24 protein-coding genes are annotated in these 23306 nt (G+C 40.6%); all 24 read right to left on the bottom strand.

Annotation, left to right across the window (positions count from 1 at the left end; genetic code table 11):
• Window positions 1-69 precede the first annotated feature (69 nt).
• The 24 genes from GNT69_RS15510 to GNT69_RS15625 all read right to left on the bottom strand — a co-directional run bounded on the left by GNT69_RS15510 (window position 70) and on the right by GNT69_RS15625 (window position 23219).
• Complete coding sequence (locus GNT69_RS15510; protein WP_343206508.1) at window positions 70-1530, bottom strand: aldehyde dehydrogenase family protein; 1461 nt, start codon at window positions 1528-1530, stop codon at window positions 70-72.
• A 121-nt stretch (window positions 1531-1651) separates the two neighbouring features.
• The gene (locus tag GNT69_RS25890; protein WP_203555878.1) at window positions 1652-2092 is read right to left on the bottom strand and encodes an SDR family NAD(P)-dependent oxidoreductase; all 441 of its coding nucleotides are present in this window, start codon (window positions 2090-2092) and stop codon (window positions 1652-1654) included.
• The gene (locus GNT69_RS25895; protein WP_203555879.1) at window positions 2076-2417 is read right to left on the bottom strand and encodes an SDR family NAD(P)-dependent oxidoreductase; all 342 of its coding nucleotides are present in this window, start codon (window positions 2415-2417) and stop codon (window positions 2076-2078) included. Before GNT69_RS25895 ends, GNT69_RS25890 begins: the two co-directional genes overlap by 17 nt.
• A gap of 35 nt (window positions 2418-2452) precedes the next feature.
• Window positions 2453-3529 (bottom strand): TRAP transporter substrate-binding protein, encoded by a 1077-nt coding sequence (locus GNT69_RS15525; RefSeq protein WP_203555880.1) that lies wholly within the window; start codon window positions 3527-3529, stop codon window positions 2453-2455.
• Between the two features lie 17 nt (window positions 3530-3546).
• Window positions 3547-4311 carry an SDR family NAD(P)-dependent oxidoreductase gene (locus GNT69_RS15530; RefSeq protein WP_203555881.1) on the bottom strand — a complete coding sequence of 255 codons (765 nt, stop codon included), beginning with the start codon at window positions 4309-4311 and terminating at the stop codon, window positions 3547-3549.
• 155 nt (window positions 4312-4466) lie between these two features.
• Complete coding sequence (locus tag GNT69_RS15535; RefSeq protein WP_239094285.1) at window positions 4467-4727, bottom strand: TRAP transporter small permease; 261 nt, start codon at window positions 4725-4727, stop codon at window positions 4467-4469.
• A 94-nt stretch (window positions 4728-4821) separates the two neighbouring features.
• Window positions 4822-5907, bottom strand: coding sequence for a TRAP transporter substrate-binding protein (locus tag GNT69_RS15540; protein ID WP_203555883.1), 1086 nt, complete (start codon window positions 5905-5907; stop codon window positions 4822-4824).
• Between the two features lie 338 nt (window positions 5908-6245).
• Window positions 6246-7355 carry an amidohydrolase family protein gene (locus GNT69_RS15545; RefSeq protein WP_203555884.1) on the bottom strand — a complete coding sequence of 370 codons (1110 nt, stop codon included), beginning with the start codon at window positions 7353-7355 and terminating at the stop codon, window positions 6246-6248.
• Window positions 7356-7466: 111 nt separating this feature from the next.
• Window positions 7467-8081 (bottom strand): TetR/AcrR family transcriptional regulator, encoded by a 615-nt coding sequence (locus GNT69_RS15550; protein ID WP_203555885.1) that lies wholly within the window; start codon window positions 8079-8081, stop codon window positions 7467-7469.
• Between the two features lie 119 nt (window positions 8082-8200).
• Entirely contained in the window at window positions 8201-9772 is a 1572-nt protein-coding gene (locus GNT69_RS15555) for an ATP-dependent acyl-CoA ligase (protein WP_203555886.1), read from the bottom strand.
• Between the two features lie 40 nt (window positions 9773-9812).
• Window positions 9813-10130 (bottom strand): AtuA-related protein, encoded by a 318-nt coding sequence (locus GNT69_RS15560; RefSeq protein ID WP_203555887.1) that lies wholly within the window; start codon window positions 10128-10130, stop codon window positions 9813-9815.
• A complete protein-coding gene (locus GNT69_RS15565; protein ID WP_203555888.1) occupies window positions 10127-11482 on the bottom strand; it encodes an acyclic terpene utilization AtuA family protein in 1356 nt (451 codons plus the stop codon). The genes GNT69_RS15560 and GNT69_RS15565 overlap by 4 nt, the downstream gene beginning before the upstream one ends.
• Window positions 11483-11508: 26 nt before the next feature.
• Entirely contained in the window at window positions 11509-12753 is a 1245-nt protein-coding gene (locus GNT69_RS15570; protein ID WP_203555889.1) for a CaiB/BaiF CoA transferase family protein, read from the bottom strand.
• Window positions 12754-12786: 33 nt separating this feature from the next.
• Entirely contained in the window at window positions 12787-13929 is a 1143-nt protein-coding gene (locus tag GNT69_RS15575; protein WP_203555890.1) for a thiolase family protein, read from the bottom strand.
• 65 nt (window positions 13930-13994) lie between these two features.
• The gene (locus tag GNT69_RS15580; RefSeq protein ID WP_203555891.1) at window positions 13995-14843 is read right to left on the bottom strand and encodes a 3-hydroxyacyl-CoA dehydrogenase family protein; all 849 of its coding nucleotides are present in this window, start codon (window positions 14841-14843) and stop codon (window positions 13995-13997) included.
• A 1-nt stretch (window position 14844) separates the two neighbouring features.
• Window positions 14845-15300, bottom strand: coding sequence for an AMP-binding enzyme (locus tag GNT69_RS15585; protein ID WP_239094244.1), 456 nt, complete (start codon window positions 15298-15300; stop codon window positions 14845-14847).
• 162 nt (window positions 15301-15462) lie between these two features.
• The gene (locus tag GNT69_RS15590; protein ID WP_203555892.1) at window positions 15463-15870 is read right to left on the bottom strand and encodes a Zn-ribbon domain-containing OB-fold protein; all 408 of its coding nucleotides are present in this window, start codon (window positions 15868-15870) and stop codon (window positions 15463-15465) included.
• Window positions 15871-15873: 3 nt separating this feature from the next.
• Window positions 15874-17043, bottom strand: coding sequence for an acetyl-CoA acetyltransferase (locus tag GNT69_RS15595; protein ID WP_203555893.1), 1170 nt, complete (start codon window positions 17041-17043; stop codon window positions 15874-15876).
• A gap of 35 nt (window positions 17044-17078) precedes the next feature.
• On the bottom strand, window positions 17079-17840 hold the full coding sequence (locus GNT69_RS15600; protein ID WP_203555894.1) for an SDR family NAD(P)-dependent oxidoreductase: 762 nt from the start codon (window positions 17838-17840) through the stop codon (window positions 17079-17081).
• A gap of 90 nt (window positions 17841-17930) precedes the next feature.
• On the bottom strand, window positions 17931-19136 hold the full coding sequence (locus GNT69_RS15605) for an acyl-CoA dehydrogenase family protein (RefSeq protein ID WP_203556018.1): 1206 nt from the start codon (window positions 19134-19136) through the stop codon (window positions 17931-17933).
• A gap of 27 nt (window positions 19137-19163) precedes the next feature.
• Window positions 19164-20219, bottom strand: a complete 1056-nt coding sequence (locus GNT69_RS15610) for a phosphotransferase (protein ID WP_203555895.1) — start codon at window positions 20217-20219, stop codon at window positions 19164-19166.
• A 461-nt stretch (window positions 20220-20680) separates the two neighbouring features.
• Window positions 20681-21802 (bottom strand): amidohydrolase family protein, encoded by a 1122-nt coding sequence (locus GNT69_RS15615; RefSeq protein ID WP_203555896.1) that lies wholly within the window; start codon window positions 21800-21802, stop codon window positions 20681-20683.
• 57 nt (window positions 21803-21859) lie between these two features.
• Window positions 21860-22213 carry a Rieske (2Fe-2S) protein gene (locus GNT69_RS15620; RefSeq protein WP_203555897.1) on the bottom strand — a complete coding sequence of 118 codons (354 nt, stop codon included), beginning with the start codon at window positions 22211-22213 and terminating at the stop codon, window positions 21860-21862.
• 235 nt (window positions 22214-22448) lie between these two features.
• Window positions 22449-23219, bottom strand: coding sequence for an SDR family NAD(P)-dependent oxidoreductase (locus GNT69_RS15625; protein ID WP_203555898.1), 771 nt, complete (start codon window positions 23217-23219; stop codon window positions 22449-22451).
• Window positions 23220-23306: the final 87 nt, after the last annotated feature.

A 23306-nucleotide genomic window follows, 5' to 3' on the forward strand; every position in this document is an offset into this window, starting at 1 on the left:
TTTTAAAGGCAAACTTCCATCAGTGGGGGAGCTTTCATCCCCCACTGATGGTTAGTTGACATTTCCATATTAATTATTTAAATCAATAACGACTGTTTTGACTTGTGTTAACTCCTTAATCGCTTCAATGCCATTTTCGCTGCCCCAACCACTTGCTTTATGTCCGCCATACGGAGCGGCCCAGCGAACCCAACGGAATGAATTGATCCATACTGTTCCTGCTCTTAATTCTTTTGTCATTCTGTGTCCACGAGCGATGTCACTCGTCCACACGCCTGCTGTGAGCCCATAAGAAACACCATTTGCTATTTGAATTGCTTCTTCTTCCGTTGAGAAAGGGATGACGCTAACAACTGGACCAAAAATCTCCTCTTGGGCAATTCTCATATTTGGATCGACATCGGCAAAAACAGTTGGATTAACATAATACCCTTTGTCGATATTCGGGCGATTCCCGCCGGCTACTAATTTTGCCCCTTCTTTTTTTCCAATTTCAATATATTTTAAAGTCTTTTCCAATTGCTGTTTATTCGCGTGCGGACCAATATCAACCATTTCGGTCGGGTCGCCAACTTTGATTTGTTCCGCTCGTTCGGTAAATCTTTGGATAAATTTTTCATATATATCTTCATGAACAAGGACCCTTGACCCTAATGTACAAGCTTGACCTGTATAATCAAATCCATGCCGTACGGCAGATTCAAATGCGGCTTCAAAGTTTGCATCTGAAAAAATAATCTGAGGCGATTTTCCACCTAACTCAAAAGACATTTTTTTAAGATTGCTATCCGCCGATGCATGCATAATTTTCCGTGCGGTTACTCCATCTCCAGTAAAAGAAATTTTATCGACATCAGGATGCGAAGTTAAACGTGCACCTGCTATTTCGCCATATCCAGGAACGACATTTACGACGCCCGGTGGAAAACCTGCTTTATCAATTAATCTAGCAATTTCCATTGCATTCACTGGGGTTGTTTCCGCGGGCTTAAGGACAACGGTATTCCCCGCGCATAAAGCCATTGATAGTTTCATCGTCACGGACGTAACCGGTGCATTCCATGGGGTAATTGCACCAACAACACCAAGTGGTTCACGAATCGTAAAGATTTGTTTGTCGTTTTCAAAAGGGATGGTCTCGCCCTGGATTTTATCCGTTAATCCTGCATAATAATACCACCACTGATGAAGTCCGGTCGCATCCTGTTTCGTCCGATAGAGAGGTTTCCCATTTTCTAAACTTTCAAGTTCACCGAAATATTCGGAGTTTTCCTTCATTAATTGACCCATAGTTCTCATGATTTCTGCACGCTCATATGTGCTCATTTTTCTCCATGGACCGTGTTCAAAAGCTTCACGTGCCGCCTTAACTGCACGGTCGATATCCTCTGCATTGCCCTCTGGAACTTGAAAAATAACTTCTTCCGTCGCGGGATTCACTACATCTATCATTCTTCCTGAAGAACTTTCAACCCATTCTCCACCAATGTACAATTTATCGTAAACTTTTACCTTATTAGAAACTTTCACCGATAGACCACCTTTTTGTTATTTTAGAAAGGTCACTAGAAGCGCTTACTCCTGTTACGTTACCCTTTCTAATTTCATTTACTTTTACAATGCGATAATTTTCCTACTTACATTCAATGAACTATTGGGCCGTATATCCACCGTCGACAGGAAGATTTACCCCGGATACAAAATCAGACTCATCAGAAGCTAAGTATAAGGCTGCATTTGCAATATCAATCGGTTGTGCCGGTCGGTGAAGCGGGATACTGTTAAGAAAAGCTTTTTTATTTGCCTCGAAATCATCGTCCTCTGTCCGTGCCAAGAACTGTTTCAACATTGGAGTTTCCGTTAAACCAGGACAAACGGCATTGACACGGATTTTATCACTTCCTAAGCGCACTGCCAGAGAGCGAACTAAATTGACGACAGCTCCCTTCCCCGCAGAGTATACCGGACTAAACGGAGAAGCAGTAAAGCCTGAAACAGATGCTGTAAAGATGATTGAACCGCGGCCTGCTTCTTTTATATATGGAAGAGCATATTTAGTCGTAAAGAAACCACTTTTAAGATTTAACATCATCTAAATCAAAATCCTCTTCTTCTACTTCTTCGATTCCCGAAGGACCTGGAATCCCAACATGATTCCATAGCACATCGATACGCCCATATTGACTGCCAATTTGATCTACGGTTGATTTAATCGCAGCAAGATTAGTTAAGTCTGTTTCAAAAAAGTTCGCCTCTCCGCCGTTTTCTCTAATTTCATTCACCACGTTTTCGCCATTTTCCTGGTTAATATCGAGAACATTTACAATTGCCCCTTCTTTTGCAAAAAGGTTCGCACCAGCTCTTCCCATTCCAGATGCCCCTGCACTAATGATTGCTACTTTATCTTTTAATCTCATTTTTTAACATCCTTTCAATTACAAAATAGTTGTTTTTAGTCAATAGAAAGACCCTTTATGATTTCCTCTCCGCCCTCTATTTCTTTTTCATAAAGCTCAATAGCTGGTTTTGTTATTTCTCTCCATTCCTCGATTTCTTCTGGAGTAGGGTAATAGAATTCAACTCCCATTTCATTTTGCAGTTTTTCATACGCTTTTAACTCGTTTTCAGCAATGACTTCCTTCACATACGTTTGTAAATCTTTGCCTGTCTCAACTAACACATGTTGAAGCTCCTCTGGCAAAGATTCAAATTTATCAAGACTAATAATTACAGTAGTAATTGGGTTAAATAATGGTGCGACTAAAAAGGTATTAATCGGTAGTGCTGCATCGGCTGCATACGATGCTGACGTTAATAGTCCATCAATGACGTTTGTTTGTAGAGCTGTTATTAACTCAGTCCCTGCCAATGTCATACTGTTTGCTCCCATTGCACGAACGGTTTCAGGGGTGATAATGCTACCTGGTGTTCTTATCTTTAATCCTTTTGCTGTGTCTGGCGTCGTTATCGCATTATCTGTACTCGTTGTAAAAGCTGCACCAAAAGTACCTGTAGTAGAAAAGGCTAAAAGTTTTAATCCTTTATCTTCCAACCCTTTTGCTAATATTTGTCCACCAGTTTCACTATTATTAAATTTTTCTCGATTCTCTAAATAAGACAGGGGATTTTTCTGGTCGTAATCGAAAATAAACGGTAGGTCATAAACATTCCAAAGAGGATCAACACTAGAGATGTTAGCTGAATTTGCATGACTCATATCAATCTGACCTTGGATGATTGCTGGAATTTCCTGCGATTCTGGCATTAGCTGTCCATTAGGGAAAATTTCAATCTTTAGTTTCCCATCACTGCGTTTCTCTACCTCGTCAGCAAACCAGACCATATGTGTATGGTGAAAGGCTTCCGCCGGATAACCGTGGGATAATTTCAGCGTATATGATTCTTGTTTCGGACTTTCATTAGGAGCAGAATTCGAATCCTCTGCAGGTTTTTGAGTTGTAGAAGCGTTCCCACAGGCGGCTAAAAATAGGAAGAAAGCCAAACAAATCAATAGATTTACCTTTTTCATAATCCCATTTCCCCTTTTTATTTTGCGATATATCCGCCATCCACCGGCAAATTGATTCCGCTCACAAATGAAGATTCATCTGAAGCTAAGTATAGTGCAGCATGGGCAATATCTATTGGATGGGCGGTTCTACCTAAAGGAATATTCCTTAAAAGAGCACGCTTGTTTTCTTCAAAGTCATCGTTTTCAGATAATGTTAAAAACTGCTTTAACATCGGTGTTTCTGTTGTTCCTGGACAAATGGCATTGACGCGAATTTGATCTTTTCCTAATCGAACAGCAAGCGAGCGAACCAAATTTATTACTGCCCCTTTAGCGGCTGAATAAACTGGACTAAATGGAGAAGCTACTAATCCACCAATCGATGCTGTGTAAATAATCGACCCACCAGCTGCTTTCATGGCCGGCAGTGCATATTTAGTGGTAAAAAATCCACTTTTCAAGTTTAAATCTATGGCAAAATCAAAATCTTCTTCTACTACGTCCTCGATTCCATATGGACCAGGAACACCAACATGATTCCAAAGAATATCAATTCGTCCATACATACTTGTAATTTTGTCGATTGTTAACTTAATGGCGTTAAGGGAAGTCATATCTGTTTGAAAAAAGTTAGCCTCTCCCCCATTTTCTTTAATGATATTGACAACTTTTTCTCCTTCTGTTTGATTAATGTCTAAAACATTCACAATCGCTCCTTCCTTGGCAAACAGTGTTGCTCCAGCTTTGCCCATCCCAGAAGCACCCGCACTAATAACAGCAATTTTATTTTTTAGTCTCATGAATCTACCTTCCTTTCAAACTAATAACTCAGATATTATTTAAATAAAAATGTGCTAAGCCATGGAACATAAAAAATAACGAGAGCGGAGACGACTAAACCAATGAGGGAAACGCTTGTATAAACGAGCTTGCCGTTTCTTTCATACTCCTTCGTTTAGGCTTTTCCTTTTAACATGTCCTTTAAAATATCCATTTTAAGATGCTCATTCTTTAATATTAATGGACCTATGTATGCAAAAACTCCGTAAATAATTGCGTAGCGGCATATTTCTTCTATCGTTTGAAGGGATATTCCTAGAACATATCTTAGGAAAACTGCAATGATAGCACCGAGAATACTGATGGCCAAACACGACACTGATATGAGTAAAAGGCTTTTGTCTAATAATCTTGTTAAGGACTTCATTCTACTCATTTTATCCAAACCGCCATCTCCTTTTCTCGGAAAATCCGAGTTTAATAGTAACCTCTATTAAACTCGGTCTTCCTCTTGTTTTATAATCATTTATCTAATTTAAACTTGATAATGTTTCTAATAACTCTTTACCGCCTTCAACTTCATTCATAAATAATTCCTTTGCCGGCTGGGTAGCCTCTTCCCATTGTGCCATTTCATCTTCAGTAGGGTAGAAAATCTCTACTCCTTGGTTTTCTAAGTTTGAAAAGACTGTTTTTGCTTTTTCTCCGACCTGCTCTTTTGCATAAATTTCAAGGTCTCTACCTGCTTGGAGCAGCACTTCCTGAAGATCTTCCGGTAAGGAATCGAACTTGCTTAAAGACATGACCACTGGTGTGACACTATTAAATACAGGTACAGCTGAAAATGATTTGATCGGAAGCTGGGCATCATGAGCATATAATGGAGTTGTTAATAGACCATCAACGACACCTTGTTGCAACGCTGTAATCACTTCAGAACCGGCTATCGTCATTCCGCTTGCACCAATCGCCTTAACGGTTTCAGGTCCTATTAAACCACCCGGAGTTCTGAGCTTTAAACCATTGGCACTTTCCGGAGTTGTAATCATATTATCTGTACTTGTCGTAAAGACAGAGCCAAACATATCAACAAAATTAAGTGAAATTACTTTCAATCCTTTTTCTTCCATCAATCGAACGATTTGTTGACCGCCATTCTCTGCCTGGTTAAATTTGATTTTTTCTTCAAGATAGACACTTGGATCGTCTGAATCAGACTCAAAAAGAAATGGCAGTTCATAGAAATTCCAAATTGGATCAAAACCTGCTAGCACCGGAGAAGATGAATGACTCATATCAATTTGCCCTTGCAGCATGGCTGGGACTTCTTGATCTGGCGGCATCAATTGCCCTGTTGGATAAATTTCAATTTTTAACCTTCCATCACTTTTTGTTTCGACCTCATCTGCAAACCATTCCATAAACGTATGATGAAACGCGCCTGTTGGGAAACCGTGGGACATCTTTAATACATAACTTTCGTCGTTAGCAGTTTCTTGTGAATCTGTGTCATTCTTCTCTTCCGTCGAACTCGGCTCGCTAGATTGATTGGAGTTTCCACATGCTGCTAAAAATAAGATAAAAACGATGCTTAAAAATAACTTTACCCTTTTCATAATGGCCCCCTGTTAATCAATTTTTTTCACTAAATTGTCCAACCTATTGATTTATCTCCTTTCCCAAATTTCAAAGCGCTTACAATTTACATTAAAGATGAGCTCATATTTATTTTATTGTAAAAGAAAAAGGAGTTGGTGTAAATATAGTTTTCATAATATTTTGAATATTAATTCTTCTCTTCGCGTTTTCTTCTTTTCTATGCGTTTCATTTTTCACAAGTAAGCTTAATTAAGTGCACTTACTTTTAAAAAATCAAGTTTCGTAAGAACGGATTGAAACATCGGATCACCTGCTCGTCATTCATATACGAGCAAGTGATTAACCCCTTTATCTTTTAATTTTTCACAGCGAGGTCAGGCAGCCCAAAAAGTTTTTTTGCATTATAATACTGAATCTTTTCTCGCGTCTCTTTTTTCAAGCTTTTTAATGCACCGATTGGTGAGTCAAATTCCCAGTGAGGATAATCCGACGCAAACAATAGGCGGTCTTCACCAACCATTTCAATTAGCGGTTCCAAAAACTTTTGATCCTTTCGCTCAGGTTCAATCATTGGCTGCGTTCCAAACCAAAAATGCTCTTTGACGTACTCACTAGGCGGCCTTTTTACCCATGGTACTTCCCTTCTAATCGCGCGCCATTGCGTATCCATAGAATACATGGAGGCAGGTACCCAACCGAAACCAGCTTCAATAAAGGCAATTTTAAGGTCTGGAAACTTATCAAACATTCCTGAGAAAACCATATTCGCAATTTGAGCTTGATAGACTAACGATTGGGTTGATTGTATTTCGACGAAATAATTTGGCGGTCCAATCGGACCAGATTTAAATAACCCAGCTGGACCAACCGTTAGATGAAAAGTAACAACCTTGTTATTACGGACTGCTGCCTCCCAAATTGGGTAATAGCGCGGATCTCCCCATCCACCGTAAGGGGCGTGGATACCGAGCCCAACCTGTGCCATTTGCGGATGATCTCCCAGTCGGTCGATTTCCCTAGCTGCTGCTTGTGAATCTTGAGCCGCAACTAAAATCGTGCCGGAAAAACGGGAGTCTTTTGACAACCAGTGATCAATGAGCCAATCATTGTAAGCTGGTGCTAATGCAGTGGCCATTTCGCGCTGTGGAGCACCAGAGATGAAAAATGTCCCATCCGTAAATAGAATCGCATGAGAATAATTAAACTCATCCATTACTTGTTTTTTGAAGAATTCTGGTGAAGAACAGGCAGGCCCCCCATTCGGGTCTTTACTATCGGCTCTCAATCCCCCGTTTACAGGAATCGTAAAATCAACACTCGGTAAATGTCCCCTAAACTTACTGGCAATCATATAATCTTTCCAATAATCGTCAAGGTAAGGTAATAAGTCTCTTTTCCTTACTGGATTCGGATGAACATCACAATCAATTACAGGAACTTGATTTTTATTTACATCTATCGTCATCTTAACGTCCACCTCTCTATTATTTTGAATAGAATCACTATTCAGAAAACAACTTCCGTGAAAGTCCCCTTCTCGACTTAGAGGAGACTTTTCTTTTCGTTTAGCAGGCTATTATTTATTTTTCAACGTCTCGATGGAATTAAGCCAAATATCTGAGACGACATCACTTAATTCATCAATATTAAACTCTTTTTCACGATCAAGAACACACCAAGTATAGGCTGTTTGCTGGACCATGCATTGTATCGCACTTGCAACATAGTCTAGTTTCTCATCGGAAACAACGCCTTGTTTTTCAAAGGTTCTGTGTACATTTTTAATAAACCTTTGCCGGAGTTGTTTTAATTTTTCTTGATAAAAAGGATCGAAACTAGATACTTGAATTAATACATTATACAATGGAGCATGTTTCTTGATGGAGCGAAAAAATGCGCGAGTTGAAAGTCGTATTCGTTGCTGGCTGTCAGCTTTTGCCTGGGTCTTACTTTCCTCGTAAATATCATCAATCATATCTTCAATAATATCGACGAGGATTTCATCTTTATTTGCATAATAGCGATAGAAATTCCCCTCTGATACTTGTGCTTCTGTCGTAATATCTACGATTCTCGTATTAATATATCCCTTTTCTCCATAGACAATCGCTGCAGCCTTCTTCAATTTATCTTTCATCAACTTGCCTTTTTGCGTTTTTGGTTCCGTACTCGTTTTCTGGGTATTTTGCATCTTATACCACCCTTAAAATTTTGTCTACTTTGTCCTTGCTGAATGCAGACCTAAAACGCTTGCAATTCAACAAAGTGTTCACACCTTCTTTTTTATTAATTTAATTATAGCAAAAAAACTTAACTTTTTACACGAACACTGCGATCCCATGCCCGTTCGTTCGACATCTTTACTAATTCATATTTTTTCACTTTTTCTGTTGGTGTTTTTGGTAGTTCATCAATCAATTCTATAAATCTTGGAAGCATAAATTCGGACATATACTGTACACACCAATCATAGATTTCCTGTTCTGAAACTTTTTCTCCCTCTTTTGCGACAACAAATACCTTTACTTCCTCTTCACTTAATTCATTTGGGATTCCGACTGCTGCTGATTCTAGTATTTTCGGATGATTATTAATAATTTTCTCGACCATGTAAGAAGAAATGTTTTCTCCTTTTCTCCGAATGACATCTTTCATGCGGTCAAGGAAATAATAAAATCCATCTTTGTCTCTATAGACACGATCTCCGGTATGGAACCAGCCATCATAGGTGGCTTCCTTTGTTTTCTCCGGGTTTTTATAATAGCCTTCCATAAATACATGCGGCTGTAATGGCTTGATGCAAAGCTCACCTGGAACATCTGCCGGCAAAGGTTGGTTATTTTCATCACGAACGCTTGCTTCGTAATGAGGTAATGGCTTCCCGCATGAACCCACTCGGAAGTTTTCAGGTGTCGAGGAAATACATGATGTTGATAGTTCCGTTGATCCATAGCCTTCAAAAAGCTGCAGCCCAAATCGTTCTTGAAATGGAAGCCAAAGGTCTTTAGGAACAGGTGCGCCCACACCCAATCTTACAGAGTTTTTGTACTCCACGTTTTCCGATGAGTTTTTGTAGAGGATGGTAATCATCGCCCCAATAAATTTAAAAACCGTAACATTATACTTATCCATTTCGCTCCAAAATTTAGAGGCGCTAAACTTTTTGCCAATCGCCATTGGTACTTTTGAAAGGAGTGCCGGCATCGTCGTCCCCATCTGTGCATTTACATGAAAGAAAGGAAGACATGTATAGATTAAATCATCTGGCCGGAATTGGTACGTATGCTTCGCTGAAGACTCACCTGCGACAATATAAGCATTTTGACTTAACATCACCCCTTTAGGGAGTCCGGTTGTCCCTGATGTGTAGAGTATACACATCAGGTCTTCATATGTTACGTCCATTCGATTGGCAAAGGAAGAATCTGCTTTTTCCATCAATTGGACATAAGCCAAAAAGTTTGGCCGGTGGACGGTCGTTTGGCTGTCATCCCCAAGCGTAATCGTATGCTGAACTTTTGGTAATTGGTGATAAATTTTTAAGTATTCATTCAAAAAAGGTTCTTCAACAATTGCTAAAACAGCATCAGAATGGTTGATTATATAGCTTAACATTTCGTCTTTCGTTGCGGTGTTGATTGGAACCATTGTTGCTCCAATTTTCGCAAGTCCAAACCAGCAAAAGAGATATTCTGGTGAATTTGACAAGATTAAGGCAACTTTATCGCCTTTTTTTACCCCTAACGAGGAGTAGACATTGGCCATCTGATTTACTTTAGCCGCTAATTCACCTAATGTATAAACTTCATCCTGAAAATATAACCAGTTTAAATTTGGTGATTCTTGGACTAAATCATCTAATCGCGTTCCAATATTGCCCATCGCTTAAACCTCCTTAATCACCTGCCTTAGTTAAAGAATGTTATGAAACTTCGATTTCCATTCGAAGGATTAAATTCGACCACGACTTTCCATGGGTATCAAGATTGAGTGAACGCGAGACACCACCTGATAACGCATTGGTCATGACAAAGTTGAGCGCTTTTATTCCATCAAACTCATATCTTGTAATCTCTCCCTGAACTAATTCACCAAACAATTCACGGACACGTTCGACTGTCACTTGTTCTTTGAGCAATTCATAGTCCTTTTCGTCATAGGGGACAATTCCGATATTTGATGTATCCCCTTTATCGCCAGAACGAGAATGAGCTAATTCACGCAATGAAACTTTTTTCATTGTAAAACCTCCTCGATCATCGAAACTTTTAAGTGAATATCTTTATAATCTAAAAACGTACTGTACATTGCGAGTACTTGTCGCACATTTCTGCGATTTCCACCAGCGCCAGCTCCCCCTAATAGATACAAGAGCTCAACTTCATGTGCCCATGCTTCGGCAACTTCTTTCGACTCTGTTCTCATTGCTGAGCGCAGCCTCACTTCATATGGCGGTTCACTTGGCATTGGTGAAGCTGAACCATGAATCGAGTTTACACCGATAAGATCATAGCGGATTTCTTGCGAATGGTCTTTATAATAGCGGTCAAACCTCTTTTTTAGTGTCTCCTCGCTTAATAATGCCCGTTCATAAGCGCCAGGGCCGGCATAGGACATCTCTCCTTCCCCGATATAGCCCTCTAGTACACCTACGAGCACTTTAAACTTTTCCGGACGCGGTTTTCCCCTTCCATTTTCAATTAATACATCTTTCTCACCGACTTGCTTGACAGTCACATTTTTCAAATCGGCCACTCCATCTGGAGTAATATAATTTCGTGGATTATGCACCTCGTAAACAAGCTGGGATTTAACCGTATCCACTGTCATCAGTCCACCGGCATCATCTAAAATGGAAACCACTCCGTCTCCATTTTCCTCGACAGTCGCATACGGAAGGCCAAGGCGGTCTAAACCTGGGACAACCCGGTACGGTGGATCCGCATAATTTCCACCGGTTACATGTGTTCCGCACTCTAAAATATGTCCAAGAATAATCCCTTTGCCTTTCCGCTCCCAATCTTCTTCCTCCCAGCCAAATTCATAAATCATCGGTGCTAAATAGAGGGATGGGTCAGCTAACCGGCCACCAATGACAAAATTGGCCCCTTTTTCTAACGCTTCGACAATGGCATCGGCGCCAATATAAGCATTTGCTGACACAATATTTCCTGGAAGCTCACTAAGCGGTTTTCCCGTCTCATAAATAACTGGGTCTGTTTCTTTAATTTGCTCAAGTACATCATCCCCGGTAATGGCGGCTAACCGGATATTTTTTAAGCCCAGTTCCTCGGCGATTTCCTGTACCTTTTTAATCGCGGCCTCAGGGTTTGCAGCCCCCATATTACCGATGATTTTTAAGCCTTTGTCAACATATGGCAAGAAAATACGGGCAATTTGCTCAAGTCGGACATCATAGCCTGTATTTGGGTCATTGAGCTTTCTCATTTGTGCCATTGATAAGGTCCGTTCTGCAAGCGAATCAAAGCATAAATAATCTAGATTTGCCTTTTTAGCTAATTCAATGGCTGGTTCCAAATTATCTTCTGCATACCCAGAACCGCACCCAATTACAATTGATTGTTTTTTCATGCTATCCATTCCACCCTTTCCATTGATCAAATGATATTCTTTTCCTGTAAGTTTTTGATTTCGTCCTCACTGAGGCCTAGAAGCCCATTCAGTATGTCGTCCGTATTCTCCCCTAGATATGGAGGGCGTCGGTATGTTTCATTTTCACCAGCAACGCCTGACATTTTGACTGGATTGCCAACGGCTTGCACCGTTTTCCCGTCTGCAATTGGAAAATCAATCAGCATATTCCGTGCCTTAATATGCGGGTTTTCTACTAAATCCTCTGGATCAAGGATGGGAGCGGCAGCGATGCCAACATCACGGAACATTTTCGCAATTTCATGCTTAGAAAATTGACTGCCCCAATCTTCTAACAACGGGCGGAAGAATGTTTCAACCTGACTGCCCCGTTTTTCAGGCGTATCAAATTCAGGATTCGTAATGAGATCTTCTCTACCAATCACCTTACAGAACTTTTCCCAATGATCTTGCATATAAACGCTGACCGTAAACCAACCATCTTTGGCTCGAAAATCGCCGACAATAAAGGAAAGGAAGTTGGTTTCCGGTGACGGTTTTTTCCCAGTTAACGAGTAGTTCATCATTGGTCTTTCATTCAATAAGAAGAGACTATCTACCATCGCAACATCGACATATCGGCCTTCACCAGTGCGCGAGGCATCAAAAATGGCGGTCAAAAGACCAATGGCCCCGTTTAAGCCGGTAAAGATATCTCCTAATGAAAGGCCGTGGAAGCCCAATGATTCCCGAGAAGCCGAGCGGTTAAGGAGATTGTATGTAACCCCTCCTAATGCTTCTCCAAGGTTTCCATAGGCAGCCCAATCCATGTATGGACTAGGCAAAACATCTTTGTGGCCGTAGCCGCTTAAGGAAACGTAGACTAGTTTTTTATTCACTTCTTTTAAATCGTGATAGCCTAAACCTAATTTATCCATTACGCCATTGCGAAAATTTTCTACAACGACATCTGATTGTTGGGCAAGTCTTTTAAAAATTTCTTTCCCTTCGCTGCTCGCTAAATTCAATGTGATGCTTTTTTTGTTCCGATTCACTCGGTACATCGTGGAAGAAACTTTTTGTCCTTCGGCGTCGACTAAAAATGGTCCTGTCCCGCGAGCCGATTCACCGACCTTTGGCCGTTCGACTTTGATCACTTCGGCCCCCATATCCGCTAACATTTGTGTCATGATTGGTGCAGCTACCATATGTTCAGCAGAGAGAACACGAACGCCGCTTAATGGCAGACGAGTATTTTTTTCAGTTTCCATCGTTGATCCTCCTCATTTTCAGTGGAAAAATGACTATACACGTTCAATGATTGTGGCTGTCGCCATCCCCCCGCCACAGCACATCACCTGTAATCCGTAGCGCTTATCCAAATCCTCTAATTCATGAAGCAATGTTGTCATAATCCGTGCTCCGCTAGCTCCAGTTGGATGCCCTAATGCAATTGAACCTCCGCGTGGATTGACTTTTTCAATATCGGGATTAAATTCTTTTAACCAGGCATGCACAACAGAGGCAAAGGCTTCATTACATTCGAAAATATCAATATCTTCGATTGTAAGGCCTGCCTTCTTCAAAATCCGATGGGTGGCCGGAATTGGACCATCAAGCATAAGTGTCGGATCGGATCCGACCACCTCGCGGGCGATAATGCGGGCACGCGGCTTTAATCCGAGCTCGAGAGCTTTCTCCTTTGACATAATTAACACGCCTGCCGCTCCGTCACTTATTTGACTAGCATTTCCAGCAGTTACTTTCCCATTTTCGACAAAAGCTGCCTTTAAGGAGCCTAGTTTTTCTAATGTCGTATTCGGACGAATCCCCTCATCTTCCGTAATGAATTTCTTTACACCTTCTTCCTCCATTTCATAAGGAATGATTTCCCTTTCGAATAAACCGTTTTCTCTTGCCTGACTAGCTAGTTGATGGCTGCGAATGGAAAGTTCATCCATCTCTAATCTTGAAATTCCCCATTTATCAGCAATTCGTTCAGCCGATTCTCCTTGGTTTATCATTTCATAAAGGTCATTCAATTCCGGTGGAGACTCAACCCGGTCAGCGCCTATTTGCACCATCGTCATATTCTCCACTCCGGCGGCAATCACGACATCATAATCACCAGCAATGACCCCTTGAGCAGCTTGATTAATGGCTTGCTGTGAGGACCCGCACTTGCGGTTGATTGTCATCGCGGCAACTTCTTTTGGCAGACCTGCCATTAATGTCGAAATCCTGGAAATATTATTTCCTTGCTCGGCTGTCTGAGTGACACAGCCGACGATGACATCATTTATAAGTCTCGGATCAATATTTGCCCGTTCGACTAACCCTTTTAACAACGCCGTTAAGAGATATTCCGGTCGCTCATTGCTGTACATTCCCTTTCTCTTTCCGACAGGCAAGCGAGCTGCCTCAACAATTACTGCTTCTCTTCCCATTTCAACCTCTCCCAACATTCTGTTTGAATCTACTGAATTTTCCGAATTAAATAGTGGCACGTATGCTAATCATACTGATAAAAGCCTTTGCCGTTCTTTTTCCCGTTATAGCCAATCTCAACCATCTGATTGAGGTAGGTTGGTGCCTTAAATCTTTCCCCATAAGCCTCTTCCATTGAAGCTAATGCTTTTAAACCAGTATCTAAACCGGCGAGGTCCGCCAATTGGAATGGTCCCATCGGATGCCTAAATGCCTGTCTCATTGCCTTATCAATATCTTCGATGGAAGCAACCCCTTCTTCATAAAGACGGAAGGCTTCCATTCTTTGTGCGAGGAGCAAACGAGTCGTAATAAATCCAGGTTTATCTTTTTTACAAACGACGGTTTCTTTGCCAATTTTAGCGCAATAAGCTTGAACAGACTCCAACGTTTCGTCAGAAGTCTCTAAGCTTTTAATAATTTCAACTAAGTTCATGACTGGAACTGGGTTAAAGAAATGAGTACCAATGATTTTATCTTTACGTCTCGCTTTGGAACCAATTAACGTTACACTTAATTGGGAAGTATTTGTAGCTAAAATCGTTTCGGCCGGGCATATTTCATCAAGCTGCTGAAATAAATCTTGTTTTAAAGAAAGGACCTCAGGAATGGCTTCAATTACTAAGTCAGCCTCTTTAACACTTCCTAGTAAATCAGTTGTGATTTGAATGTTTTGCAGTGCATTTATTTTCATTTCGTTCGTGATTTTTTCCGACTTGATCATTCGATTTAAACTCTTTTCAATGCCTGCAAGGCCCTTTTGCAAGACGTCTTCATTAATATCTCTTAGGATGACATGATACCCTGCGAGCGCTGACATCTGCGCGATTGCATGCCCCATGATACCAGCACCAATAACCGTTATGTTCTTCATCTTATCCTCCTAATCTATGACTTTTGTGATCGTATTCAGCCTTTAACAAATTTTTTTGAACCTTCCCCGCTGAATTACGAGGAAACTCACGTACTTGAATAATTTCTTTAGGAATCTTAAACTTTGCCAATCGGGAAGATAACCAGTTTTTTAGATCGTCTATTCCAACCGGTTGCTCAGCAATGACGAAAGCAATTGGAACTTCCCCCCACTTTTCATCTGAAGCGCCAATAACCGCTACTTCTTTCATTCCTTCATAATTTTCGATAACCGCTTCAATCTCACTTGGATAGACATTAAGGCTTTTTTTTAAGCCCAATCTATCTGTAAGCACATTCGCAACTTTTTGTACTCTTAAAAAGAGCTCTCTGTATGTAAGGTTTTGCTCGTTTGAAATCATCGACTGCTTATTAGGGTTCACTTTATTATGATGAGATAAAATTTCGTTTACTAACAATTCATCACCCTCTAAAAAAATAAAAGTGAAAATGAGTTTACTTTTATTTTACACATCCAAATTTTGTTTGTAAATACATTATACATAATTTTCAGAATATTTAATCGAAGGTGGCAAATCGATTCGCTCGCTTTTGCCACCTTTTTCTCGAATTATTTCCCGTTAAACCAATTGAAATCTTGGAATCATCATCCCTTCTTGTTCCTGAAAGATGACTTCAACATCCATATCACATCGAATTTCTTCAACGTCGCAATGAATAATATTTGACATTAATCGCACACCCTCTTCTAGTTCAATTAAAGCGACGATGTAAGGAAGGTCGCCTTTATAAGAAGGATGGCCTGCACGACGAGCAATTGTGTAAGAATAGACCTTTCCTTTGCCTGTTGCTTCTACCCAATCTAAATGTTCGGACATACAATGAGGACAAACTTCCCGCGGGTAAAAAATATGATTCCTACAGTCCTGACATTTTTGAATCATTAACTTTCCTTCTTGGCATCCATCCCAAAATTGTTTCGAATCTCCATCAGGAGTAGGGATTGGTTTTTTTATCGCCTCACTCATTCCTTAGTCCCTCCCTAAAATTACGGTTGAAGATGTCGATAATGAACCACCAATACCGTTTGCTAACGCCAGCTTCGCATCTTTTACTTGCCGGTCCCCACATTCTCCACGCAATTGGCGCACAGCTTCAATCACTAGAAAAATTCCATACATTCCTGGATGAGCATAGGATAGACCGCCTCCATTCGTATTTAGCGGGAACTCTCCTCCAGGTGCCGTTCTTTGATTGGATACAAAGTCGCCACCCTCTCCTGGTTTACAAAACCCTAAAGCTTCAAGGGCAAGTAAAACGGTAATTGTAAACGAATCATAAATCTCGACAACATCTATTTCATTAGGAGTAACCCCGGCCATTTCAAAAGCAGCCTTTCCGGAACTTTGTGCGGATGTAAGTGTGGCTAAATCAGGCATTCCTTGAATCGACCAGTGTGAATGAGATTCTCCCTGCCCTAATAACCAAATCGGTTTTTTACGACAATCCTTTGCTCGTTCTGCTGAAACGACGACAATCGCACCTGCACCGTCAGTCACGAGACAACAATCTAACAAATGAAGGGGATCGCTGATCATCGGAGAATGTAACACATCCTCAATTGTTAACGGATCCCGTTTCGTTGCGTAAGGATTTAACTGCGCCCATTTTCTTGTCGCAACCGCGATTTCGGCTAGGTGCTCCGAAGTCGTTCCATATTGATGCATATGCCTATGAGCGGCCATCGCGTAAGCACCGACGGGATTGGGCAAACCAAATGGTGTCTCATATTGCCCGGTAAGCGTTGTTGGCTTTACTGGCAAGCGCTTATTTTCTGAAGCTTGTGTGCTTCCATAAATAATTAAAGCTACTTCACATAAACCTGCTTTAATCGCCGCTGCCGCATGCCCAATATGTACTTCGGCTGCTGCGCCGCCTATTTGTGTGGAGTCGGTAAACTTTGGGTGAATTCCTAGGTATTCACCCATGACGGCCGATGGAAACTGCCCGACTCCCGGCAGCCCCCATAGCCCGGCAACAAATAATCCATCGACATCTTTTTTTGATAATCCAGCATCATCCAACGCCCGTTTTGCTGCCTGGGCTTGGATTTGAAAAACAGATTTTCCTTCTAACACCTTGCCGTTATCTAATTCAACATCACCAATTCCAACAATTGCTGCTGTATTTTTCAATGCCAATCTTCATCCCTCCATTTCATGCCTATGATTCGTTTCTATTCGACCGTTTTCCCACCGTCAACAAAGTAGGATTGTCCGGTAATATAATCAGATGCCTTTGAAGCTAAATAGACAGCCATCGAAGAAATATCTTGAGGTTTTCCTAATCGTCTTTGCGGAATCATCTTCAGCATACGGTCTAAACGTTCTGGATCTGCAATGTCATCTTTGTTAATATCCGTTGCAATTAACCCAGGGGCAATTCCATTCACCTGGATATTGTAACGTGCCCATTCATTTGCAAGTGTTCGCGTAATGTGCATAACCGCCGCTTTACTCGCTCCGTATGGACCAATATTTCGGTATGCCCTTGAGCCGCCAATTGAAGAGATATTGATGATTTTTCCGCTTTCTTGTGGAATCATCATTTTCGCTGCTTGCTGACAGCTAAAAAACAAGCCTTTAAGATTGACGTTAAAAGTACGATCCCATTCCTCTTCGGTCACATTCACCGCCGCATTCGTCGCATTCGTTCCGGCATTATTTACTAAAATATCTAGTTTGCCAAATGAATTTTTACATATTTCATAGATTTTATATATATCATCAAGCTTGCCGACATCGGCAGAAACGGTCACTGCTTCTCTACCCATTTGACTAACTTCTTGGGCAACTTCCTCACATTTTTGTTTATTTCTACCAACGATCACAACATTGGCACCTAGTTCTGCATAATCTAGAACGATTTGTTTACCGATTCCTTTGCTGCCACCAGTAACAATCGCTACTTTTCCCGTTAAATCTAACAAATCTTTCAAAATATATATGCCTCCTTCACTTTCCGAGAATGGAAATCTGGATAGATATCATTTATTGAATATTCGGAATAATAATTGCGAAATGTCGTCTTATCGGTACTGTTTATATTCTAATTTTGCAATTGTCCGCTTGTGGACTTGATCTGGTCCATCGGAAATTCTCGTCGTTCTTGCTTTTGCCCATAGCTTAGCCATTGGGAAAACATCACTTACTCCCCCGCCACCATGCAATTGAATCGCGCGGTCAATTACATTCACTGCCATTTTCGGTGCAGCTACTTTAATCATCGCAATTTCTTTCCGTGCCTCTTTATTGCCAACGGTATCCATCATATGAGCTGCTTTTAGTGTCAACAACCGAGCTTGCTCGATTTCCACTCTTGAATCGGCAATCCATTCTTGAACGACTCCCTGTTCACTAAGCGGTTGACCAAATGTAACACGTTCTTTTGAGCGTCTAATCATGTATTCTAAAGATCTTTCCGCTGCCCCAATTAAGCGCATGCAATGGTGAATTCTTCCTGGTCCTAATCGTCCTTGGGCAATCGCAAACCCTTTCCCTTCCGCCCATAAAATATTCGAAGCATGTACACGAACATTATCAAAAATGACTTCACTATGTCCATGAGGAGCATCGTCATAACCAAACACGGATAAGTGTTGGACAATGGTAATTCCTGGAGTATCCTTCGGAACGAGAATCATCGATTGCTGTTCATATTTAGGGGCATTCGTGTCGGTTTTGCCCATCACAATCAATAGTTTACATTTTTCATAGGCAATCCCTGATGACCACCATTTACGCCCATTGATGACGTATTCATCTCCATCTCTTTTAATGCTCGTTTGGATATTTGTCGCATCTGATGAGGCAACATCTGGTTCAGTCATGCAGAAAGTGGAACGAATGGTTCCTTCTAAAAGGGGCTTTAACCATGTCTCTTTCTGTTCATCTGTTCCAAATTTATCAATAATTTCCATATTCCCTGTATCAGGAGCAGCACAATTAAACACTTCTGGAGCTATTAACGAGCGTCCCATAATTTCGCACAATGAGGCAAACTCTAAATTTGTTAACCCGACTCCATGCTCATGATCGGGCATAAATAAATTCCAAAGACCTCTCTCTCTTGCTTTACGTTTCAACTCATCTAAAATTGGAGGTTCATGCCATCTATCTTTGCCTGCATTTAACTGCTCTTCAAACAAATTCTCGTTTGGATAAATAAATTCCTCCATAAATTGGATGATTTCATTTTCTAATTGTTTTACTTTTTCCGATTTTTCAAAAATCATATTTGTAATCATATTATCCATGCTCCTTTATATTGTTTTAGTTTCAATTAAACGATTCGCATACGTTAAGAGACTTTTTACACTTTTTTCGAATCTTGCAAAACGGGGATCAGATGTGTTGCCAGATTTATAGCGATAATAGATTTGCTGTTGGGTAGCTGCGATTTTAAAATAAGCTAGAATTAAATAAAAAAGATAATTTGAAACATCTCTGCCTGTCTTACTCGCATAAGCCTCGAGGAACTCACTTCTTGTCATAAACCCAGGCTGAGCCGTCGTAATTTCCAAACTTTCCTTTAACAACTCTGAGTCATTTTCCTCCACCCAATAACTTAATGTATTACCGATATCAAACAATGGGTCGCCAATCGTCGCGAGTTCCCAATCTAATATCGCGGTAATTTGCTTTGAATCATCGGATAATAGGACATTATTTAATTTAAAATCATTATGAATGAGTGCTGGCTCTTGCTCGTTTGGCAGATGATTTCTTAGCCATTTTGTCACATTGTCTACTACCGGAATGTCATCGGTTTTGAATTTCTCATAGCGTTTTACCCAGTTGTTGACCATCCGTTCGAGAAATCCGATTGGATAACCGAGATTCCCAAGGCCTGCTTGTTTGTAGTCTATTTGATGAAGGTCGACCATCGCTTCGACCATGAGCGTCGAGATATGTCGCTTGTCTTCGATTGTTAAATTGTTTTGAACAATTAATTCGTCGGTGATTGGGTTTCCATTTTTTCTTTCCATTATATAAAAGTTACATCCTAACACTGCATGATCATCACAATATACATACGGCTCAGGTGCATACGGAAAAACTTTATGAACTTTTTTCAATAAATTGTATTCGCGATTCATATCATGTGCTTTCGGTGCAAGCGGACCGAATGGTGGCCTTCTTAGAACGGCTTCCCAGTCCCCTGCTTTCAATACATAAGTTAAATTTGATTTTCCTGACGAAAATTGCCGGGTCTCTATTTCTGTATTTGGGATTCCTTTGATATGTTGGAATACATACCGTCTAATTACGTCGTGATCAATTTCTTCACCAGCCCTAATTGGGATTGTATTCTTCACAAAATTCCTCCTTCTTTATCATTTGGCTCTGTTATTGTTCATATTGTTGATTTTCATGTAAGTATAAGAATTTATAAGCGGAGAATTTCCCGTTAATGGATATCTTTGGGGGTTAATAAGCACATATAAGGGGAGAAATTACGACTAACGCCCCTATATAAACCAAAATCCAAAGATTTAGATAATATAAACGGAAAAACTCCCCTTATTTTTTTGGGGAAATTTGGGTATTTCCCAATTTAAACGGATTTTTTCCATTTATTTTTCAAACACGATGAAATCAACATCCAGCTATAACAGAGCTTATAATTAAAACCATTTTTTATAGAGAATATCTATCACTACTCCGGGAGATAAAGTGAAAATGAGTGCACTTTCACTTTAATTCCGTAAAACACAACTTCGCAAATACAAATAAGAGCATTTACAAAGTTGTTTTCGTGATTGTACGCCATTATTTATTACGTTGTTACCTTCACAGGATCTGGCAGCTTAAATAACTTCTTCGCGTTATGATAGCGAATTTTATCTCGAACATCTTTCGAAAGCCCTTTTAATGCTCCAATTGGCGAATCGAATTCCCAATGTGGATAGTCTGAGGCGAATACGATTTTATCAGCACCAATCATTTCGATTAATGTATTTACATGCTTCCGATCTTTCGGTTCAGGCTCAATCATTGGCTGAGTTCCGAACCAAATATGATCTCGCACATACTCACTAGGTGGTCTTTTCACCCAAGGTACTTCCCTTCGAACTGCCCGCCATTGCGTATCCATTGAATACATGGCCGCCGGAGCCCAAGCAAACCCTGCCTCAATAAAGGCCATTCGAATGGTCGGAAACTTTTCAAACAAACCGGAGAAGACCATATTTGCCATTTGAGCTTGGTATGGAATTGGATTCGTTGATTGAAACTCTACAAAGTATTTCGGTATGCCGGTCGGACCTGCTGGGAAGAGCCCTGTTCCTCCAGCACCTGTTGTATGGAAACAGACTACTAAATCATTGCGTACGGCTGCTTCCCAGATTGGATGATAACGAGGATCTCCCCAACCTCCATGTGGAGAATGCATGCCAAGTCCAACTTGAACGATTTTCGGATGACCTCCAACCCGGTCGATTTCCCGTGCTGCAGCTTCTGGATCTTGAGCGGCAACTAACACGGTTCCAAATAAGCGATCGTCTTTTGATAACCAATGATCAATTAACCAATCATTATAGGCAGACGCCATCGCTGTTGCCATTTCACGTTGCGGGGCTCCTGAGATAAAAAATGTTCCATCTGTAAACAGAATCGCATGTGAATAGTTAAATTCATCCATCACCTGTTTTTTAAAGAAATCTGGTGAGGAACATGCAGGGCCACCATTCGGATCTTTACTGTCCGCTCTAAGGCCTGCATTCACAGGAATCGTAATATCTACAGTTGGTAAAACCCCACGGAATTTACTGGCAATCATATAATCGCGCCAATAGTCATTTAAATAAGGCAATAAGTCTCGTTTACGGACTGGATTTGGATGGACATCACAATCAATTACTGGAACTTCACCTGAAAAGTTATTTTCAGTCGTCATCATTTTTTCCTCCCTATTAATCTTTAAATATTGTATTATATAGAAAAGAATCCCTACTGCTTATGCATAAAGGACGATGTTTTCACCCTCAACTTCGACCTTATAACTTTTAACTTTTACCGATTCTGGTTTACGAATCGAAAGGCCATTCGTTACATCAAATTCCCAATGATGCCATGGACAATAAATGGTCTCACCTTTTCTTTCATAACAGTACGTTCCTACATCAGATGGTAATGCTGCCCCTTGCAGTACTCCTTTTCCTAGTGGACCACCTTGATGTGGGCAAGTATTGCGAATGGCATAATAACCGGAGTGTGTGCGAACAAGAACAACGGAGGTTCTGCCAATCTCATAAATTTCTTTATCACCGATTTCCATTTTATCCTTATGACATAAAATATGTTTTTCCATTTCCACCAACCTCCAAACTTTTTCTTTTCTGACTAACACTATTGGATTCCAAACAGATTAAATATAACTAAATATAGAAAGAGAAACGGTAAATGAGTAATTTCTAAAAAGTGAGCTCACTTTCATTTTCTAAATATTATTTTATATAATTTTCTGATAATTGTAAATATTAATTTACAAATATTCTAAAAATTGCGTTACTTATTTTCGTTAAAAAGTATTTTTTTCAACCTACCTATGCACTAAAACCACCGTCAACACCGATAATTTGCCCACTTACATAGCTTGCTGCGTCAGAAACTAGGAAGGCAGTTACCTCCGCAACTTCATTTGTAGTTCCTCTCCGTCCTAACGGTGTTTGTGAAATCACATTTGCTGCCGCAGGTGACAAGGACGTTCTGCTTTTATGAGGTTTATGAATACTAAGCGAATCAATCACACCTGGAGCAACGCCATTTACGCGGATCCCTTCGGAGCCATACTCCCGGGCAGCATTTCGAATTAAGCCTTCAACCGCCATTTTGGGAACGGAGGACATCGTATCATTTTCTAAAGTACGTAGAATTGCAGCCGTTAAAAGGTGCACAATCGCTCCGCCCCCTGCTCTTTGCAAAAAAGGGATGCCGCGTTTTAAAATATGAAAGGAACCAATGATGTCGGTTTCCACTACATAGCGAAATTGGTCATCCGCTATTTCTGTAAGTGGCATGATTTTAAAGGCCGTGCCCGTAGCAGAAACGATGCCATCAATTCTACCCCATTGCCCTTCAACTTTATTAAAAAAGGCTGTCACTGACTCCCCATCACAAATGTCAATTTTAGCAATCTCAGCCTTACCACCGCTTTCCCGTATTTCATGTGCAGTTCTTTCAGCCCCCTCATAGTTAGAGTTGTAGCCAATTGTGACATAGGCTTCTTGACCAATTCGTTTGGCTATGTACTCCCCTATACCACCGCTACCACCGATGATGGCAATACGTTTCATTTTATTGTTATCGTGTCCCATTATACTCCTCCTTTGTGTACTATCTGATGCAACGCAATCGTAAAATGCTATTTTCAAAAATAAGTTTAAATGCAGCCAATAATTCGT

The sequence above is a fragment of the Bacillus sp. B15-48 genome, assembly GCF_016879755.1.
GTDB lineage: Bacteria > Bacillota > Bacilli > Bacillales > Cytobacillaceae > Mesobacillus_B.

What these genes read in the sequence shown, in the direction of transcription:
- GNT69_RS25890 (WP_203555878.1), bottom strand. Translation starts at nt 2,092, where the DNA reads ATGATGTTAAATCTTAAAAGTGGTTTCTTTACGACTAAATATGCTCTT.
- GNT69_RS25895 (WP_203555879.1), bottom strand. Translation starts at nt 2,417, where the DNA reads ATGAGATTAAAAGATAAAGTAGCAATCATTAGTGCAGGGGCATCTGGA.
- GNT69_RS15525 (WP_203555880.1), bottom strand. Translation starts at nt 3,529, where the DNA reads ATGAAAAAGGTAAATCTATTGATTTGTTTGGCTTTCTTCCTATTTTTA.
- GNT69_RS15530 (WP_203555881.1), bottom strand. Translation starts at nt 4,311, where the DNA reads ATGAGACTAAAAAATAAAATTGCTGTTATTAGTGCGGGTGCTTCTGGG.
- GNT69_RS15535 (WP_239094285.1), bottom strand. Translation starts at nt 4,727, where the DNA reads ATGAGTAGAATGAAGTCCTTAACAAGATTATTAGACAAAAGCCTTTTA.
- GNT69_RS15540 (WP_203555883.1), bottom strand. Translation starts at nt 5,907, where the DNA reads ATGAAAAGGGTAAAGTTATTTTTAAGCATCGTTTTTATCTTATTTTTA.
- GNT69_RS15545 (WP_203555884.1), bottom strand. Translation starts at nt 7,355, where the DNA reads ATGACGATAGATGTAAATAAAAATCAAGTTCCTGTAATTGATTGTGAT.
- GNT69_RS15550 (WP_203555885.1), bottom strand. Translation starts at nt 8,081, where the DNA reads ATGCAAAATACCCAGAAAACGAGTACGGAACCAAAAACGCAAAAAGGC.
- GNT69_RS15555 (WP_203555886.1), bottom strand. Translation starts at nt 9,772, where the DNA reads ATGGGCAATATTGGAACGCGATTAGATGATTTAGTCCAAGAATCACCA.
- GNT69_RS15560 (WP_203555887.1), bottom strand. Translation starts at nt 10,130, where the DNA reads ATGAAAAAAGTTTCATTGCGTGAATTAGCTCATTCTCGTTCTGGCGAT.
- GNT69_RS15565 (WP_203555888.1), bottom strand. Translation starts at nt 11,482, where the DNA reads ATGAAAAAACAATCAATTGTAATTGGGTGCGGTTCTGGGTATGCAGAA.
- GNT69_RS15570 (WP_203555889.1), bottom strand. Translation starts at nt 12,753, where the DNA reads ATGGAAACTGAAAAAAATACTCGTCTGCCATTAAGCGGCGTTCGTGTT.
- GNT69_RS15575 (WP_203555890.1), bottom strand. Translation starts at nt 13,929, where the DNA reads ATGGGAAGAGAAGCAGTAATTGTTGAGGCAGCTCGCTTGCCTGTCGGA.
- GNT69_RS15580 (WP_203555891.1), bottom strand. Translation starts at nt 14,843, where the DNA reads ATGAAGAACATAACGGTTATTGGTGCTGGTATCATGGGGCATGCAATC.
- GNT69_RS15590 (WP_203555892.1), bottom strand. Translation starts at nt 15,870, where the DNA reads ATGAGTGAGGCGATAAAAAAACCAATCCCTACTCCTGATGGAGATTCG.
- GNT69_RS15605 (WP_203556018.1), bottom strand. Translation starts at nt 19,136, where the DNA reads ATGATTTTTGAAAAATCGGAAAAAGTAAAACAATTAGAAAATGAAATC.
- GNT69_RS15615 (WP_203555896.1), bottom strand. Translation starts at nt 21,802, where the DNA reads ATGATGACGACTGAAAATAACTTTTCAGGTGAAGTTCCAGTAATTGAT.
- GNT69_RS15620 (WP_203555897.1), bottom strand. Translation starts at nt 22,213, where the DNA reads ATGGAAAAACATATTTTATGTCATAAGGATAAAATGGAAATCGGTGAT.
- GNT69_RS15625 (WP_203555898.1), bottom strand. Translation starts at nt 23,219, where the DNA reads ATGGGACACGATAACAATAAAATGAAACGTATTGCCATCATCGGTGGT.